General features: G+C 69.3%; 15 protein-coding genes. 7 read left to right on the forward strand and 8 right to left on the reverse strand.

The window, feature by feature from the left end:
- The first annotated feature begins 106 nt into the window (after positions 1 to 106).
- Positions 107 to 1,246 carry a succinyl-diaminopimelate desuccinylase gene (dapE, locus tag Q0480_RS02260; protein WP_299130199.1) on the forward strand — a complete coding sequence of 380 codons (1,140 nt, stop codon included), beginning with the start codon at positions 107 to 109 and terminating at the stop codon, positions 1,244 to 1,246.
- A gap of 7 nt (positions 1,247 to 1,253) precedes the next feature.
- Here the strand turns inward: dapE and trpA are convergent, their stop codons facing one another.
- A complete protein-coding gene (trpA, locus tag Q0480_RS02265; RefSeq protein ID WP_299130201.1) occupies positions 1,254 to 2,042 on the reverse strand; it encodes a tryptophan synthase subunit alpha in 789 nt (262 codons plus the stop codon).
- Positions 2,043 to 2,197: 155 nt separating this feature from the next.
- On the opposite strand from trpA, the gene ychF reads away from it, so the two are divergent.
- Positions 2,198 to 3,295, forward strand: coding sequence for a redox-regulated ATPase YchF (gene ychF, locus Q0480_RS02270; RefSeq protein ID WP_299130203.1), 1,098 nt, complete (start codon positions 2,198 to 2,200; stop codon positions 3,293 to 3,295).
- A gap of 286 nt (positions 3,296 to 3,581) precedes the next feature.
- On the opposite strand, the gene Q0480_RS02275 is transcribed toward ychF, so the two are convergent.
- The 6 genes from Q0480_RS02275 to fabA are packed head-to-tail and all read right to left on the reverse strand — an operon-like array spanning position 3,582 to position 8,726.
- The gene (locus tag Q0480_RS02275) at positions 3,582 to 4,556 is read right to left on the reverse strand and encodes a threonine/serine dehydratase (protein WP_299130205.1); all 975 of its coding nucleotides are present in this window, start codon (positions 4,554 to 4,556) and stop codon (positions 3,582 to 3,584) included.
- Positions 4,557 to 4,593: 37 nt separating this feature from the next.
- The gene (locus tag Q0480_RS02280; RefSeq protein ID WP_299130206.1) at positions 4,594 to 5,445 is read right to left on the reverse strand and encodes an alpha/beta hydrolase; all 852 of its coding nucleotides are present in this window, start codon (positions 5,443 to 5,445) and stop codon (positions 4,594 to 4,596) included.
- On the reverse strand, positions 5,442 to 6,125 hold the full coding sequence (locus tag Q0480_RS02285) for a haloacid dehalogenase type II (protein WP_299130208.1): 684 nt from the start codon (positions 6,123 to 6,125) through the stop codon (positions 5,442 to 5,444). The genes Q0480_RS02280 and Q0480_RS02285 overlap by 4 nt, the downstream gene beginning before the upstream one ends.
- Positions 6,126 to 6,174: 49 nt before the next feature.
- Entirely contained in the window at positions 6,175 to 6,969 is a 795-nt protein-coding gene (locus Q0480_RS02290; RefSeq protein ID WP_299130210.1) for an enoyl-ACP reductase, read from the reverse strand.
- Complete coding sequence (fabB, locus tag Q0480_RS02295) at positions 6,962 to 8,188, reverse strand: beta-ketoacyl-ACP synthase I (RefSeq protein ID WP_299130211.1); 1,227 nt, start codon at positions 8,186 to 8,188, stop codon at positions 6,962 to 6,964. The genes Q0480_RS02290 and fabB overlap by 8 nt, the downstream gene beginning before the upstream one ends.
- A gap of 31 nt (positions 8,189 to 8,219) precedes the next feature.
- The gene (gene fabA / locus Q0480_RS02300; RefSeq protein WP_299130213.1) at positions 8,220 to 8,726 is read right to left on the reverse strand and encodes a 3-hydroxyacyl-[acyl-carrier-protein] dehydratase FabA; all 507 of its coding nucleotides are present in this window, start codon (positions 8,724 to 8,726) and stop codon (positions 8,220 to 8,222) included.
- Between the two features lie 174 nt (positions 8,727 to 8,900).
- Between fabA and irrA the strand changes: the two genes are divergently transcribed.
- On the forward strand, positions 8,901 to 9,365 hold the full coding sequence (gene irrA, locus Q0480_RS02305) for an iron response transcriptional regulator IrrA (RefSeq protein ID WP_299130215.1): 465 nt from the start codon (positions 8,901 to 8,903) through the stop codon (positions 9,363 to 9,365).
- Between the two features lie 351 nt (positions 9,366 to 9,716).
- Here irrA and glyA read toward each other — a convergent pair whose 3' ends face one another.
- Positions 9,717 to 11,012, reverse strand: coding sequence for a serine hydroxymethyltransferase (glyA, locus tag Q0480_RS02310; protein ID WP_299130217.1), 1,296 nt, complete (start codon positions 11,010 to 11,012; stop codon positions 9,717 to 9,719).
- A gap of 260 nt (positions 11,013 to 11,272) precedes the next feature.
- On the opposite strand from glyA, the gene Q0480_RS02315 reads away from it, so the two are divergent.
- The 4 genes from Q0480_RS02315 to Q0480_RS02330 all read left to right on the forward strand — a co-directional run bounded on the left by Q0480_RS02315 (position 11,273) and on the right by Q0480_RS02330 (position 16,156).
- Positions 11,273 to 12,034, forward strand: coding sequence for an NAD kinase (locus Q0480_RS02315; RefSeq protein WP_299130218.1), 762 nt, complete (start codon positions 11,273 to 11,275; stop codon positions 12,032 to 12,034).
- A 60-nt stretch (positions 12,035 to 12,094) separates the two neighbouring features.
- On the forward strand, positions 12,095 to 13,162 hold the full coding sequence (locus Q0480_RS02320; RefSeq protein ID WP_299130220.1) for an AI-2E family transporter: 1,068 nt from the start codon (positions 12,095 to 12,097) through the stop codon (positions 13,160 to 13,162).
- 2 nt (positions 13,163 to 13,164) lie between these two features.
- Positions 13,165 to 13,857 (forward strand): chromosomal replication initiator DnaA, encoded by a 693-nt coding sequence (locus Q0480_RS02325; protein ID WP_299130221.1) that lies wholly within the window; start codon positions 13,165 to 13,167, stop codon positions 13,855 to 13,857.
- Between the two features lie 121 nt (positions 13,858 to 13,978).
- On the forward strand, positions 13,979 to 16,156 hold the full coding sequence (locus Q0480_RS02330; RefSeq protein WP_299130222.1) for an RNA degradosome polyphosphate kinase: 2,178 nt from the start codon (positions 13,979 to 13,981) through the stop codon (positions 16,154 to 16,156).
- Positions 16,157 to 16,266 lie beyond the last annotated feature (110 nt).

The following is a 16,266-nucleotide window of genomic DNA, read 5'->3' on the forward strand; positions in this document are numbered from 1 at the left end:
CGTCTGGTGGCTAAGATATTGCGCTAAATCAAGACTCTGGAGCGGACGAGCCGGCTCTGCCGGATCGGACTCCGCGCTAGAGCGGCCGGCGAGGGAGCCCCGTGACATGACCGACCCCGTCGCCCTGACCGCCGAGCTGATCCGCTGCCCCTCCGTCACCCCGGCCGAGGGCGGCGCCATCGCGCTGCTCGAAGCGCTGCTTGGTGGCACCGGCTTTGTCACCAACCGCGTCGATCGCGGCGGGATAGCCAATCTCTTCGCCCGCTGGGGGGACGCGGCGCCGGTCTTCGGCTTCAACGGCCATACCGACGTCGTGCCACCCGGCGACCTCCAGGCTTGGAAGCACGATCCATTCGAGGGCGTGATCGAGAACGGCGCGATCCACGGCCGGGGCGCGGCCGACATGAAATCCGGCGTCGCCGCCTTCGTCGCCGCGGCCATCGATTTCGTGACCCTGTCGCCGCCCGACGGAAGCCTGATCCTGACCATAACCGGCGACGAGGAAGGCGACGGCGTCGATGGCACGCTGGCGCTGCTCGACTGGATGGCCGAGACCGGACAGCGCATGGACCATTGCCTCGTCGGCGAGCCGACCTGTCCCTCAGTGATGGGCGAGATGGTCAAGATCGGCCGCCGCGGCTCGCTCACCGCGCATTTTACCGCCTATGGGGCCCAGGGCCACGCCGCCTATCCGGAGCGCGCGCGCAACCCGCTGCCGGCGCTGGTCCGCCTGCTTGACCGGCTCGCGGCGCGGCGGCTCGACAAGGGTACCGGTCATTTCGATCCCTCGACGCTGGCGCTGACCACGATCGATACCGGCAACCCGGCGAGCAACGTGATCCCCGCCGAGGCACGGGCAACGGTCAATATCCGGTTCAACGACGCGCATACGCCCGCGAGCCTGTCGGAATGGCTGGAGAAGGAGGCGGATCTCGCCGCGGCCGAGTTCCGCGTCGGCATCGCCACCCGGATCAGCGTCTCGGGCGAGAGCTTCGTGACCGAACCCGGCCCTTTCACCGACCTCGTGGTCGGCGCGATCGAGGCCGAGACCGGGGTCCGGCCCACCCTCTCCACCTCCGGCGGCACCTCGGACGCGCGTTTCGTCAAGGACCATTGCCCGGTGGTGGAGTTCGGCCTCGTCGGCGCGACGATGCACCAGGTCAACGAACGGGTCGAGGTCGCGCATATCGAGCAGCTGAAGGCGATCTATACGCGCCTCCTCCGCGACTATTTCACCAGAAAGTAGTCGTCGGTCAGCCGTGCGCGCCGGCGGCGAGCGCCTCGACGAAGGCCAGCACCGTCTCGGGATCATCGCCTCGGCCGATCCGCTCGACGATCGCCGAGCCGACCACCGCGCCGTCCGCCACCGCCGCGATCTCCGCCGCCGCCGCCGGCGTCCTGATGCCGAAGCCGACGCAGACCGGCAGGTCGGTCGCCGCCTTGATCCGCGCCACCTCGGGCCCGACCAGTCCCGCCGTGGCGGTGGCCGAGCCGGTGATGCCGGTGATCGAGACGTAATAGACAAAGCCCGAGGTATTGGTCAGCACCGTCGGCAGGCGGCGGTCGTCGGTCGTCGGCGTCGCCAGCCGGATGAAGTTCAGTCCCGCCGCCTGCGCCGGCAGGCAGAGCTCGTCATCCTCCTCCGGCGGCAGGTCGACGACGATCAGCCCGTCGACCCCGGCGACCTTCGCTTCCTCAACGAACCGCGCCACGCCCCGGGAGTAGATCGGGTTGTAGTAGCCCATCAGCACGATCGGCGTCTCGGCGTCGCCCTCGCGGAACGCCCGCACCATGGCGAGCGTCCGGTCCATGGTCTGGCCGCTCGCCAGCGCCCGCTGTCCGGCGAGCTGGATCGCCGGACCGTCGGCCATCGGGTCGGTGAAGGGCATGCCCATCTCGATCACATCGACGCCCGCCGCCGGCAGGCCCCTGATGATCGCGAGCGACGTGTCGAAGTCGGGATCGCCGGCCATGACAAAGGCGACGAAAGCCTTGCGGCCGTCCCGTCGCAGCGCCGCGAAGCGTCTCTCGATGCGTGTCACGTCCCCTCCCCCGTCCGGCGTCCCCTATTGCGGCAGCCGTCCCGGGAAATCAATGCCCCCAAGTCCTCGAAGCTCCCCCGCGGCCGTGACCCGGTGACCTTGACCATCGCCGTCCCGCCGCCATAGATGCGCCGAAACTGCCAGGGACCGCGCAAATGGGCTTCAAGACCGGGATCGTCGGGCTGCCGAACGTCGGCAAATCGACGCTGTTCAACGCGCTGACCCGCACCGCCGCCGCCCAGGCGGCGAATTTCCCCTTCTGCACCATCGATCCCAATGTCGGCGAGGTCAGCGTGCCGGACGCGCGCCTCGAGAAGCTCGCCGGCATCGCCGGATCGAAGCAGATCATCCCGACCCGGATGACCTTCGTCGATATCGCCGGGCTGGTGCGCGGCGCCAGCAAGGGCGAGGGGCTCGGCAACCAGTTCCTCGCCAATATCCGCGAATGCGACGCCATCGCCCATGTGCTGCGCTGCTTCGAGGATGGCGACGTCACCCATGTCGAAGGCAGGGTCGATCCGGTGGCCGACGCCGAGACGGTGGAGACCGAGTTGATGCTCTCCGACCTCGAAAGCGTCGAGAAGCGGCTCGCCGGCCTCGCCCGCAAGCTGAAGTCGGGCGACAAGGACGCCGCCGACCAGGAACGGCTGCTGAAGGCCGCCCGCGAGGCGCTGGAGGCGGGTCGCCCGGCGCGGTCGGTCGCGGTCGCCGACGAGGATCAGCGCGCCTGGCGCCTGCTGCAGCTCCTGACGGCCAAGCCCGTGCTCTATGTCTGCAATGTCGAGGAAGCGGCCGCCGCCACCGGCAACGCCCGGTCCGAGGCCGTGGCGAGGATGGCCGAGGCCGAGGGCGCGGCCAGCGTCGTCATCTCCGCCGCGATCGAGGAGGAGATCGCCCAGCTTGAAGACGCCGAGCGGACGGAGTTCCTCGAATCGCTCGGCCTCCACGAGGCGGGGCTCGACCGGCTGATCCAGGCGGGCTACGCGCTGCTCGGCCTCTCCACCTATTTCACGGTCGGGCCGAAGGAGGCGCGGGCCTGGACGATCCCGGCGGGCACCACCGCCCCGCGCGCCGCCGGCGTGATCCACGGCGATTTCGAGAAGGGCTTCATTCGCGCCGAGACCATCGCCTATGCCGACTATGTCGCCTTCGGCGGCGAGCAGGGCGCGAAGGAAGCCGGCAAGATGCGCTCCGAGGGCAAGGCCTATGGCGTCGCCGACGGCGATGTCCTGCATTTCCTGTTCAGCGGCTGAGGGCCCTCGGAGACCGTTTGATCGCCCCGCCTTCGCCTTTCACCGCCCGGACATCGCGTAGCCGCCCAAGGCGGTGCCCCGGTCGATATCCCCGCCGCCGGTCAACAACGCCGGGGCGATGCGCGCCTGCCGGGCCTCCACTGCGCGATTTCGAGGTTACGCGAAATCGTGACGGGCGCGCCCTGCCCGGCCGTCCGGAGAAATCTGAACCCCTCGCGCCGCGGGCGCGCCACTGGCGCCTCCTCAGATCGGTCCGCGGGTAACATCCCGATCCGAACCAATCATGTCACGCCAACCGGGTGATCGTCGCGGCGAAGAGCTCCGGTGCCACATTGCCGCCCGAGCCGATGACCGCGACGTCGGCGCCCTCGATCTCGTCGCGGCGAAACAGCGCCGCCGCCAGCGAGACCGCGCCGCCCGGCTCGAGCACGATACGCAGATGCGCGAAGGCGAGCGCCACGGCGCGGAGCGCCTCCTCGTCGGTGACGACGAGCCCCGGCCCCGCCAGCCGGCGCAGGATCGGAAAGGTCATCGCCCCGGGCCGCGGCGTCAGGATCGCGTCGCAGACCGAACCCGTGGCGGCGGGATTGTCCAGCCGCTCGCCCGCGGCCAGCGACCGCGCCATGTCGTCGAATCGCTCCGGCTCCGCCGTGCGCGCGCGCAGGCCCGGCGCCACGCCCTCCAGTGCCAGCGCGACCCCGGCGGCGAGCCCACCCCCACCGCAGCAGGCGAGAACGTCCGCGCGCTCGACCCCGGAATCCGCCAGCTGCTCGGCGATCTCGATCCCGACGGTACCCTGCCCGGCGATCACATCCGCGTGGTCGTAGGGCGGGATCAGCGTCAGGCCGCGCGCGCTGGCGATCTCCGCGCCCAGTGCCTCGCGATCGCGCGTCGCGCGGTCGTAGAGCACCACCTCCGCGCCGTAGTCCTTCGTATTGCCGATCTTCACCGGCGCCGCGTCGGACGGCATCAGCACCACCGCCGGCACGCCATGCGCCGCCGCCGCCCAGGCGATGCCCTGCGCGTGGTTGCCCGAGGAAAAGGCGATCACGCCCCGCGCCCGCGCCTCCGCCTCCAGCGCCGAGATCGCCGACCAGCCGCCCCGCGCCTTGAAGGAGCCGGTCATCTGCAGGCATTCGGCCTTGACCCAGACCCGCCGCCCGGCGATCCGGTCGAGCGCCTCGGCCCGCAGCAGCGGCGTGCGGCGGATCCGGCCGCGCGCGCGCGCCGCCGCCGCGCGAATCTCGCCAATCCCCGTCACACCGCGCCCGCCGCGCCCCGCACCTCGGAGCCGCCGATCACGTTGATGCCGCCGAATCGACCCGGACCAGCAGCGCGTCGAGCGCGGCCAGCGATTCCGGCTCGTCGAGGAACGGCACATGGCCGCGGTTCGGCACCTCGGCGACGATCAGGTCCGGCCGCCGCGCCAGCATCGCCGCCACGGTCGCGGCGCTGAGGAGATCGGAATTCACCCCGCGCAGCACGGCGACCGGCAAGCCCTCCAGCGCATCGAACAGCGGCCACATGTCGGGCGCCGGCTGGGCCGAGACCGCCACGACCGCGTCACGCAGCTTCGGGTCGTAGTTCAGCCGCAAGCCCTCCGGCCCCATCTCGAACCAGCGCCGCGCCGAGGCGAGCCAGCGCGCGTCCGTCACATCGGGGAATTGCGCGCTCAAGGTCGCCTTGAGCGCGCCCGCCGCCGCCTCGAAGTCCCGCGCATTGGGCGCGACGCCGAGATAGACCATGATCCGCGACAGACCGTCGCCGGCGATCTCCGGCCCGATGTCGTTCAGCAACACGCCCGCCAGCCGGTCCTTCGCCACCGCCGCCAGCAGCATGGCGATCAGCCCGCCGCGCGAGGTGCCGACGATCACCACCTTGCCGAGCCCGAGATGGTCGAGGAGTTCGAGCACGTCCCGCCCCTCGATCCCGACATTGTAGTTCAGGAATTCCGGATCGCGATCCGACGCGCCCCGCCCGCGCAGGGTCAGCGCGATCAGCCGGCGCCGTCCGCCGAGCGCCGACGCAAGGTCCTCGAAATCCGATCCGTTGCGGGTCAGGCCGGGCAGGCAGAGCAGCGGCGGCCCCGCGCTCTCGCCCTCGTCGGTATAGGCGAGGTTCAGTCCATCGGAGGTCTTGAAATACTTCATGGGTTCTCCTCGAGATCCGGCACGCCGGACAGGTCATGCAATACCCGCGCCGGCCGCCAGGGAACCCGGTCCATCGGCTCGGCCGCGCGATTCACCCAGACGGTGTCGAAACCATAGCGGCTCGCCCCCGCCGCGTCCCAGCCGTTCGACGTCACATATCGGACCTCGGTCGCCGCCACCGCGAAATGTTCGCCGACGAGGTCATAGGCCGCCGTCGCCGGCTTGAAGGCGCCCACGGACTCGACCGACAGCACGGCGTCGAAAAGCCCCGTCAGACCCGCGCTCCTCACGGCGGCGTCGAGCATCTCGGCCGAGCCGTTCGAAAGCATCGCCGTCGCAACCCCGGACGCGCGGACCCGCTCCAGGGCGCTCCGCGCCTCGGGAAAGGCGTCAAGCTCGCGGTAGAGCGCGAGGAGCCGGGCGCGCAAACCCGCGTCGGCGAGGCCCGCGGCGTCCAGCGCCCAGTCGAGCCCGGCCTCGGTCACCGTCAGGAAATCCGCTTTCGCGCCCATCACGGTGCGCAGCCAGGCATATTCCAGCTGCTTGCGCCGCCAGTCCTGCGCGACGCGTGGCCAGATCCCGACCAGCGCGGCCCGGCCCGGCTCACCGGCCACCCGCCGCGCGGCCGCCGTCACGTCGAACAAGGTGTCATAGGCGTCGAATACCACGACCTTGATCATCCGCTCTCTCCCCTTCCGCGCGGCGGCGATGGGCGCGGTGGGCCGGAGCTTAGAGATTCTCCGGCTGCGCCGTCCCCGTTACATGGAACCCGCCATCGACGAAGATCACCTCGCCCGTCGTGCAGGCGCCGAGGTCGGAGGCGAGATAGACCGCCGTGCCGCCCACCGCCTCCAGCGTCGCGTTGGCGCGCAGCGGCGCGTTCCGCTCGGTCGTCGCATAGAGCTTGCGCGCCCCGGCGATCGCCGCGCCCGCCAGCGTCCGCATCGGCCCCGGGCTGATCGCATTGACCCGGATGCCCTGTGGCCCCAGATCGTTGGCGAGATAGCGCACCGCGCTCTCCAGCGCCGCCTTGGCCACGCCCATCACGTTGTAATGCGGCGTTACCCGCTGCGCCCCGAGATAGGTGAGGGTGAGGATCGTGCCACCCGCCGTCATCAGGGGCATCGCCCGCCGCGACAGATCCACGAGGCTGTAGCAGGAGATATCGAGCGAATTCAGAAAATTCTCGCGGCTGGTCTCGACGAACCGCCCGCCGAGCTCGGCCTTGTCGGAATAGGCGATCGCATGCACCAGGATGTCGAGCCGGCCCCAGCTCGCCTCCAGCCGCGCGAAGAGCGCGTCGAGCGAGGCGGCGTCCTGCACGTCGGCCGGCTCGATGATCCGCGCGCCTAGCGATTCCGCCAGCGGCGCGACCCGCCGCCCGAACCCCTCGCCCTGATAGGTGAAGGCCAGCTCCGCGCCATGCGCCGCCATCGCCTGCGCGATGCCCCAGGCGATGGAATGGTCGTTCGCGACCCCGAGGATCAATGCGCGCTTGCCCGAGAGCAAACCCGCCTCAGCCATGGTACCGGCTCATGGCGAGGGTGGCGTTGGTGCCGCCGAAGCCGAAGCTGTTCGACAGCACCGTGTCGAGCCCCGCCGCGTCGATCCGCGTCATGGCGATCTCGTCCGGGCTCAGCGCCGGATCAAGCTCGGTGATATTGGCCGAGGCCGTGATGAAATCGTCGCGCAGCATCAGCAGGCAATAGATCGCCTCCTGCACACCGGTCGCGCCCAGCGAATGCCCGGTCAGCGACTTGGTCGAGGAGATCTTCGGCACATTGCCTTCGCCGAAGACGCGTCGCGCGGCCATCACTTCGGTCACGTCGCCCGCCGGGGTCGAGGTGCCATGCGCGTTGATATATTGCACCGCGCGATTGCCGATCGTCGAGAGCGCCAGCTTCATGCAGCGCTCCGCCCCCTCCCCCGACGGCGCCACCATGTCGTAGCCGTCGGAGGTCGCACCATAGCCCGTCACTTCGGCGTAGATCTTCGCGCCGCGCGCGAGCGCGTGGTTCAGTTCCTCGAGCACGACGACGCCGCCGCCGCCACCGATGACAAAGCCGTCGCGGGTCGCGTCGAAGGCCCGGCTCGCGGTGGTGGGGGTGTCGTTGTATTTCGAGCTCATCGCGCCCATGGCGTCGAACAAACACGAAAGGGTCCAGTCGAGTTCCTCGCCGCCGCCGGCGAAGATGATGTCCTGCTTGCCCCACTGAATCATCTCGACGCCGTTGCCGACGCAATGGGCCGAGGTCGAGCAGGCCGAGGTGATGGAATAGTTCACGCCCTTGATCCTGAACGGCGTGGCGAGACAGGCCGAGTTGGTCGAGCTCATGCCGCGGGTCACCATGAACGGACCCATCCGCTTCGGGCTGCCCTTCTCGATCACGATGCGATGCGCCTCGAAGAGATTCTTGGTCGAGGGGCCGCCCGAGCCCATGATCAGCCCGGTGCGTTCGTTCGAGACGTCGCTTTCCTCGAGCCCCGCGTCCTCGATCGCCTGCTGCATGGCGATGTAGTTCCAGGCCGCGCCGTCGCCCATGAAGCGCAGCTGGCGCTTGTCGACATGGGCGGCGATGTCGATCTCGGGCTTGCCATGCACCTGGCAGCGAAACCCGTGCTCGGCATAATCCGGAGCGAAGACGATCCCGGAGCGCCCGGCTTTCAGCGACGCGGCGACCTCCTCGGCGTTGTTGCCGATCGAGGACACGATGCCGAGCCCGGTGACGACGACGCGGCGCATGGCCGACCTCCCTGTCTATCGCCTTTCGGCGTCAATCCCGAAACAGCCCGACCTTCATGTCGGTCGTGGTGTAGATCGTCTCGCCGTCGGCCTTCATCACGCCATTGGCGATGCCGAGCTTCAGCTTGCGGTCGAGTACCCGGGTGAAGTTCACCGTATACTCCACGAGCTTGACCGCGGGCGTCACCATGCCGGTGAACTTCACCTCGCCCACGCCCAGCGCGCGACCCCGGCCCTCCATGCCGCGCCAGCCGAGGTTGAAACCCGTCAGCTGCCACAGCGCGTCGAGCCCGAGGCAGCCCGGCATCACCGGATCGCCGATGAAATGGCAGGCGAAGAACCAGAGATCGGCGCGAATGTCGAATTCCGCGACCACGTGCCCCTTGCCGTCCGGGCCGCCATCGTCCGAAATCTCGGTGATCCGGTCGAACATCAGCATCGGCGGCGCCGGCAATTGCGGATTTCCCGCGCCGAACATCTCGCCGCGCCCGCAAGACAACAGCCCCTCGTAGTCGATGCTCGTCGGCCTGTCGCCCATGATCGCTTCGCGGCTCCCGCCCGGAATTTCGTTGTTTTGGCCGCGCGACCTCTATCACCCGCGCCGCGCCGCGTGCAAGGGCGCGTGCGAGACCGGCCGGGGCGGCGAAAGACGACGCGATGGTAACGGAAATGAGGCTGGAAAATCCTGACATATTTGGTTATGGCTTGTTTCATGACTCTGCGCATCGACCAGAAATCACTCTTGGCGCCCGATACCGACCGGCGACGTCGGCGTGTGCGCGCGTCGGAATGGCTGACCGGCGCCGGCCTGCGGCCCACCCGCCAGCGTCTGGCGCTGGCCGAACTCCTGGTCGGCGACGGTCGCGACCGCCATGTCACCGCCGAGAGCCTGTTCGAGGCGGCGATGGACATCGACGCGCCCGTCTCGCTCGCCACGGTCTACAATACGCTGAAGGCGTTCTGCGCGGCCGGCCTGCTGAACGAAGTCACGGTGGACGGCACGCGCTCCTATTTCGACACCCGGGTCGATGAGCATCCGCATTATTACTGGGAGGAGGACGGCCGGCTGACCGACGCTCCCATGGACGCCGTGTGCCTCATCGGCGCGCCGGTCGTTCCCGAAGGCGCGACGCTCGCCCGCGTCGACGTGGTCATCCGCCTCCGCCGCGCCGACTGATACCAAATCCGTTTGATTGCTGCCCTTACCTGCCCGGACCTAGCGTAGCCGCCCAAGGCGGCGCCCCTGTCGATGTCCCCGCCGCTGGCCAGCAACGCCGGGGCGATGCGCGCCTGCCGGGCCTCCACTTCGCGATTTCGAGGTTACGCGAAATCGTGACGGGCGTGCCCCGCGGGGGCATGACCGTCTGCGACGGTCAAGCCGGGCACACCCGCCCCGATTCAACCCTCCCGGAGAAATCCCCACCCCTCGCGCCCTCCGCAGGCTTGCTCCGGGCGCGCGGACCGCGGGCGCGCCACTGGCGCCCCCTGAGATCGGTCCGCGAGGACATCTCGATCCAACGATCTGGCGTCAGAGCCCCGGATAGATCGGGAACCGGTCGCAGAGCGCCTGGACGCGGGCCTTCACGCCGGTCTCGACCTCGGCATTGCCATCGGACCCGTTCGCCGCGAGCCCGTCCACCACCGCGACGATCAATTCGCCGATCTCGCGGAACTCCGCCTCGCCAAAGCCGCGCGTCGTCCCCGCCGGGGTGCCGAGGCGCACGCCGGAAGTCACGGTCGGCGGCTGCGGATCGAACGGAATGCCGTTCTTGTTGCAGGTGATATGCGCGCGGCCGAGCGCCTTCTCGGTCTCGGCGCCGGTGACGCCCTTCGGCCGCAGATCGACCAGCATCAGATGCGTGTCGGTGCCGCCGGTGACGATGTCGATCCCGCCCTTCATCAGCGTTTCGGCCAGCGTCCTGGCATTGGCCACCACCGCCGCCGCGTAGCCGGCGAACTCCGGCCGCAGCGCCTCGCCGAAGGCCACCGCCTTGCCGGCGATCACATGCATCAGCGGCCCACCCTGCAGGCCGGGGAAGATCGCCGAATTGATCTTCTTCGCAATCGCCTCGTCATTGGTCAGCACGAGACCGCCGCGCGGGCCGCGCAGCGTCTTGTGCGTGGTCGAGGTGACGACATGCGCGTGGCCGATCGGGCTCGGATGCTGGCCACCGGCGACGAGGCCGGCGAAATGCGCCATGTCGACCATCAGATAGGCGCCGATCTCGTCGGCCACCGCGCGGAACTTCGCGAAATCGATCTGGCGCGGGATCGCCGAGCCGCCGGCGATGATCAGCTTCGGCTTGTGCTCCCTGGCGAGCGCCGCCATCTCGTCATAGTCGAGCCGGCTGTCCTGCCGGCGCACGCCGTAATGCACGGCGTTGAACCACTTGCCCGACATGTTGGGCTTGGCGCCATGGGTCAGATGCCCGCCCGAGGCGAGATCCATGGCGAGGAAGGTCTCGCCCGGCTTCAGCAGCGCGAGAAACACCGACTGGTTCGCCTGGCTGCCGGAATTGGCCTGCACATTGGCGAAGCCCGCGCCGAACAGTTTCTTCACCCGCTCGATCGCCAGCGTCTCAGCCACGTCGACGAACTGGCAGCCGCCATAGTAGCGCCGGCCGGGATAGCCTTCCGCGTACTTGTTGGTCATCACCGAGCCCTGCGCCTGCAGCACGGCGCGGCTGACGATGTTCTCGGAGGCGATGAGCTCGATCTCGTCGCGCTGGCGGGTCAGTTCGTCGCCGATGGCGCCGAAGATCTCGGGATCGCGATCCGACAGGGACTCGACGAAAAATCCGGTCTCGGGAACAATGTCTTTCACGGTCGGCCCTCCTTTTTCGGGCGGGGTACGGGATGTCGCCCTGATAGCGCGATTGTCGCGGACGCGAAACCGGCAAAACGTCGCGCAACTCTGTCACACTCCCTGATTTTCGCCGAACCGCCACCGTTTTCCCGGCGACCCGCTTTCCCGGCGACCCGCCTGCCTCGCACCGCCGGCAAGAACCTTGTCACATCGCCCTCCCCGCGCGAGAGTGCGGACTCCGGCCGCCGGCCGCCGGTGGTCGCGCAGGAAGCATCCCCTTGGTATTCGAGCGCATTCACTTCTGCGCCAGTTCGGTGGATCTGGCGCGAAACTCGCGGGAACGGCTGATCGCCAGGCATGGGCAGGCGCCGATCGAGACCGCCGATGTGATCGTCGCACTCGGCGGCGACGGGCTCATGCTCACCACGCTGCACACCAATCCCACCCGGCTGCCGGTCTATGGCATGAACCGCGGAACCGTCGGCTTCCTGATGAACAGCTATTCCGAGCACAATCTCGCCGCGCGTCTGGCGGCGGCGGAGGCGGCGGCGACCAATCCGCTGCGCATGCGGGCGACGACGTCCGACGGACAGGTGATCGAGGCGCTGGCGATCAACGAGGTGTCGATCCTGCGCGCCGGGCCGCAGGCGGCGAAGCTCCGCATCGTCATCGACGGCCGCGAGCGGATGGCGGAACTCGTCTGCGACGGCGCGCTCGTCGCGACGCCGGCGGGCTCGACCGCCTACAACTATTCGGCGCATGGCCCGATCCTGCCGATCGGCGCCGACATCCTCGCGCTGACGCCGATGTCGGCCTTCCGGCCGCGGCGCTGGCGCGGCGCCCTGCTGCCCAGGCGCGCGCGCATCACCTTCGAGGTGCGCGAGGCGGAGAAGCGGCCGGTCTCGGCGGTCGCCGATTCGTTCGAGGTGCGCGACGCGGTGCTGATCGAGATCGAATGCGCCTCCGACATCACCCATCGCATCCTCTTCGACCCCGGCCACGGGCTCGAGGAGCGGCTGATCCGCGAGCAATTCGCCTGATCCCTTGCGGCGCGCGCGGTCGCGGGGCACCTAGGCCGAAGTCACGGAAGGATCGGACGTATGGCGCTGAGCGCGCGGCGGCAATGGGGTTTCTGGGGCATCGGCCTGGCGCTGGTGCTGCTCATCATGTGGCTGCTCGGCGGCGCGCTCCTGCCCTTCATCGCCGGGGCGGCACTCGCCTATGTCCTCGATCCGCTGGCCGACCGGCTGGAGCGGATCGGCATGGCGCGCGCCGCGGCGACGGCCGTGATCGCGATCGCCGTGATCCTCGCCTTCGCGCTGATCGTGCTCTTCGCCGTGCCGGCGCTGGTCGCGCAGGCCCAGGCGCTGGCGGTGGCGATGCCGGACTATCTCGCCCGGCTGACGGCGGTGCTCTCGGCGCGCTTTCCCGGACTCTTCGACGAGAATTCGATCACCCGGCGCGGCCTCGCCTCGGCCGAGGCCATGCTGCGCGAGGGCGGCATGGCCATGGTGAACCAGGTGCTCGCCTCCGGCCTGCAGGTCATCAATTTCCTTGTCGTGCTCTTGGTGACGCCGGTGGTCGCCTTCTACCTCCTGCTCGACTGGGACAAGATCGTGGCCAAGGTCAACGGCGCCTTGCCGCGCCAGCACGCGCCGACCATCCGCCGCCTGATGCGCGAGATCGACGCGGTGATGGCGGGGTTCGTTCGCGGCCAGCTGTCGGTCTGCGTCATCCTCGGCACCTTCTACGCGGTGGCGCTGATGGTGATCGGATTGCCCTACGGCTTTCTGGTCGGGATGGTGGCGGGGCTCATCTCCTTCATCCCGTTCGTCGGCTCGACGGTCGGGCTGCTGCTCTCGGTCGGCATCGCACTCTTCACCTTCTGGGAGCAGCCGATCTGGATCTTCGTGACGGCGGGCATCTTCGGCTTCGGTCAGTTCGTCGAGGGCAACATCCTGTCGCCGCATCTGGTCGGCAAGTCGGTGGGGCTGCATCCGGTGCTGCTCATCCTCGCGCTCTCGGTCTTCGGGGCGATGTTCGGCTTCGCCGGGCTGCTGATCGCGGTCCCCGTGGCCGCGGCGCTCGGCGTCCTCAGCCGCTACGCCTTCGATCAGTATCTCGCCAGCCCGCTCTACAGCGGCAAGCTGCCACCGGCGGATCCGTGAGCTTGGCCGGGCCGCGGCAACTCGTCTTCGACCTCGCGACCCGGCCGGCGCTGGGGCGCGCGGATTTCTTCGTATCGCCCGCCAACCGACTGGCGCTGGCACAGGTCGATACCTGGCCGGCATGGCCCGGCGGGCGGCTCGCCATCGCCGGACCGGCCGGCGCCGGCAAGACCCATCTCGCGCATGTCTGGGCGGCGCGATCGGGCGCGCGCCTCCTGCCGGCCGCCGCGCTCGCGGCGCTCGATATCGGCGCGCTCCCCGAGGGCGCGGCGCTCGTTGTCGAGGATGTGGACCGGCTGCCCGAACTGCCCGCGGCGCAGGCGGGCGCGGCGGAGGAGGCGCTCTTTCACGTCGCGAACCGCCTCGCCGCCGCCGGCGCGCTGATGGTCAGCGGGCGCGAGCCGCCCGCGCGCTGGGCGATCCGCCTGCCGGACCTCGCGAGCCGGCTGCGCGCATCGCCGGTGGCGCGGCTCGAGGCGCCGGACGACGCCCTGCTCGCCGCCGTTCTGCTCAAACTCTTCGGCGATCGGCAGATCGTGGTCGAGGTCGATCTTGTCCAGTATCTGCTGACGCGCATGGACCGGTCCTTCGAGGCGGCCGAGGCGCTGGTGGCCGAACTCGATCGCGCGGCGCTCGCCCGGCGACGCCCGGTGACGCGCGTGCTCGCGGCGGAGATTCTGCGCGGCGCGGAATAACTTGCGGCGCGACGCCGCGGCGACGGAGCGAATTGCCACCAGCCCGAAATCTGCGATAGTCGGGGCGACCCGGAGACTGTCAGCCATGCTCGAACCCCTTGCGACCGAAGACGATCGGACCATCGTCGACGCCGATTTCCTGAAATCGAACCCTCCCGCCGGCCAGCCGCTGCCGGAGGGCCATGCGAGCGGGCCGGAGCGCTTCATCAACCGCGAGCTCAGCTGGCTCGCCTTCAACTGGCGGGTGATGTCGGAGGCCGAGAACCCGAGCGTTCCGCTGCTCGAGCGGGTGCGGTTCCTGTCCATCTCGGGCTCCAATCTCGACGAATTCTATTCCGTCCGCGTCGCGGGCCTGCGCGGCATGGTACGCGAGGGCGTCGGCTCGTCGAGCGCCGACGGCCTCAGCCCGGGCGAGCAACTGCGCCTGATCAATGTCGACGCCCGCGCCCTGATGCTGCGCCAGCAGGAATGCCTCGAGGTACTCGACGGGCTCATGAGGGCGGAAGGGATCGAGATCCTCGGCCCGCGTCAGCTCAAGGGCCCCGACCTCAAGGTCATGGAGAAGCATTTCTTCGAACAGGTGTTCCCGATCCTGTCGCCGCTCGCCATCGACCCGGCGCATCCCTTCCCTTTCATCGCCAACGGCGGCTTTGCCATGGCGCTGAAGCTGCGCCGCAACGCCGACGAGACCGGGCTCGAGGCGCTGCTGCCCGTGCCGGCCCAGGTGCCGCGCTTCGTCCGCCTGCCCGACGGCGCCGAGGGCCAGGCGCGGCTGCTGCCGCTCGAGGCGCTGCTGGAAGTGTTCCTCAACCGGCTCTTCCCCGGCTATTCGATGCTCGGGCACTGCGCCTTCCGGGTGCTGCGCGACAGTGATCTGGAGGTCGAGGAAGAGGCCGAGGATCTGGTGCGCGAATTCGAGACGGCCCTGAAGCGCCGGCGCCGGGGCGAGGTGATCCGGCTGACCATGACCGCCGACGCGCCGAAGGATCTGCGCAAGCTCATCATCGGCGCGCTCGGCGTCGTCGAGGACGAGGTGATCGAGGTGCCGGGCCTGATCGGCGTCTCCGATCTCGCCGAGCTCTGCCGCCTGCCGCGGCCCGACCTGCTCTGGCCGCCCTTCACGCCCCGGGTGCCGGAACGGGTGCAGGATTTCGAGGGCGACATCTTCGCCGCGATCCGCCAGAAGGACATGCTGCTCCATCACCCCTACGAGTCCTTCGGCATCGTCGTCGGCTTCCTGCAGCAGGCGGCGCGCGATCCCGACGTGCTGGCCATCAAGCAGACGCTCTACCGCACCAGCCGCGACAGCCCGATCGTCGCGGCGCTCTGCGAAGCGGCCGAGGACGGCAAGTCCGTCACCGCCCTCATCGAGCTCAAGGCCCGGTTCGACGAGGCCGCGAACATCCGCCAGAGCCGCCGGCTGGAACGCGCCGGCGCCCAGGTCGTCTATGGCTTCATCGACTGGAAGACCCACGCCAAGATCTCGACCGTGGTCCGGCGCGAGGCGGGCGAGCTTGTCACCTACACCCATTTCGGCACCGGCAACTATCACCCCGGCACCGCGAACATCTATACCGACCTCAGCCTCTTCACCTGCGACAAGCCGCTGGGGCGGGACGCGACCAAGGTCTTCAACTACGTCACCGGCTACGTGAAGCCCGAGACGCTCGAAAATCTCGCGATCAGCCCGCACATGATCAAGCCGCGCATCCTCGAAGGCCTCGCCGGCGAGATCGAACATGCGCGGGCCGGACGCCCGGCCCAGGTCTGGATCAAGGTGAACGCGATCACCGAGCCCGATGTGATCGACGCGCTCTACGCCGCGAGCCAGGCCGGGGTGCGGATCGACATGGTGGTGCGCGGCATCTGCGGCCTGCGCGCGGGCGTCGCGGGGTTGAGCGAGAACATCCGGGTGAAGTCGATCATCGGCCGCTTTCTCGAACACAGCCGCATCGTCTGCTTCGGCAACGGCCACGGCCTGCCCTCGAAGAAGGCGCGGGTCTATATCAGCTCCGCCGACTGGATGGAGCGCAATCTCAACCGCCGCATCGAAGCGCTGGTCGAGATCACCAACCCCACCGTGCACGCGCAGATCATCGACCAGGTGATGGCGGCGAACCTCGCCGACCAGGCGCAGAGCTGGGTGGCCCAGCCCGACGGCTCCTATCGCCGGCACGGTGCCGAACCCGGCGCGCCGCTGTTCAGCTGTCACCGGTTCTTCATGGAGAACCCGTCCCTCTCGGGCCGCGGCCGCGCCGGCGCCAAGGACGTCATCCGCCTCGTCCACAGCCAGGATTGACCGTTACGGTTTTCCTGATTGGTTCGGATCGAGATGTCTTCGCGGACCGCCCTTTGGGGGCGCCAGTGGCGCGCCCGCGGTCCGCGCGCCCGGAGCAAGCTTGCGGAGGG

Source organism: uncultured Amaricoccus sp., assembly GCF_937891315.1.
Lineage (GTDB): Bacteria > Pseudomonadota > Alphaproteobacteria > Rhodobacterales > Rhodobacteraceae > Amaricoccus.

Excerpts from the sequence above, each read along its gene's own strand:
- dapE (WP_299130199.1), top strand. The coding sequence starts at position 107 with ATGACCGACCCCGTCGCCCTGACCGCCGAGCTGATCCGCTGCCCCTCC.
- ychF (WP_299130203.1), top strand. The coding sequence starts at position 2,198 with ATGGGCTTCAAGACCGGGATCGTCGGGCTGCCGAACGTCGGCAAATCG.
- Q0480_RS02280 (WP_299130206.1), bottom strand. The coding sequence starts at position 5,445 with ATGAAGTATTTCAAGACCTCCGATGGACTGAACCTCGCCTATACCGAC.
- Q0480_RS02285 (WP_299130208.1), bottom strand. The coding sequence starts at position 6,125 with ATGATCAAGGTCGTGGTATTCGACGCCTATGACACCTTGTTCGACGTG.
- Q0480_RS02290 (WP_299130210.1), bottom strand. The coding sequence starts at position 6,969 with ATGGCTGAGGCGGGTTTGCTCTCGGGCAAGCGCGCATTGATCCTCGGG.
- fabB (WP_299130211.1), bottom strand. The coding sequence starts at position 8,188 with ATGCGCCGCGTCGTCGTCACCGGGCTCGGCATCGTGTCCTCGATCGGC.
- fabA (WP_299130213.1), bottom strand. The coding sequence starts at position 8,726 with ATGGGCGACAGGCCGACGAGCATCGACTACGAGGGGCTGTTGTCTTGC.
- irrA (WP_299130215.1), top strand. The coding sequence starts at position 8,901 with ATGACTCTGCGCATCGACCAGAAATCACTCTTGGCGCCCGATACCGAC.
- Q0480_RS02320 (WP_299130220.1), top strand. The coding sequence starts at position 12,095 with ATGGCGCTGAGCGCGCGGCGGCAATGGGGTTTCTGGGGCATCGGCCTG.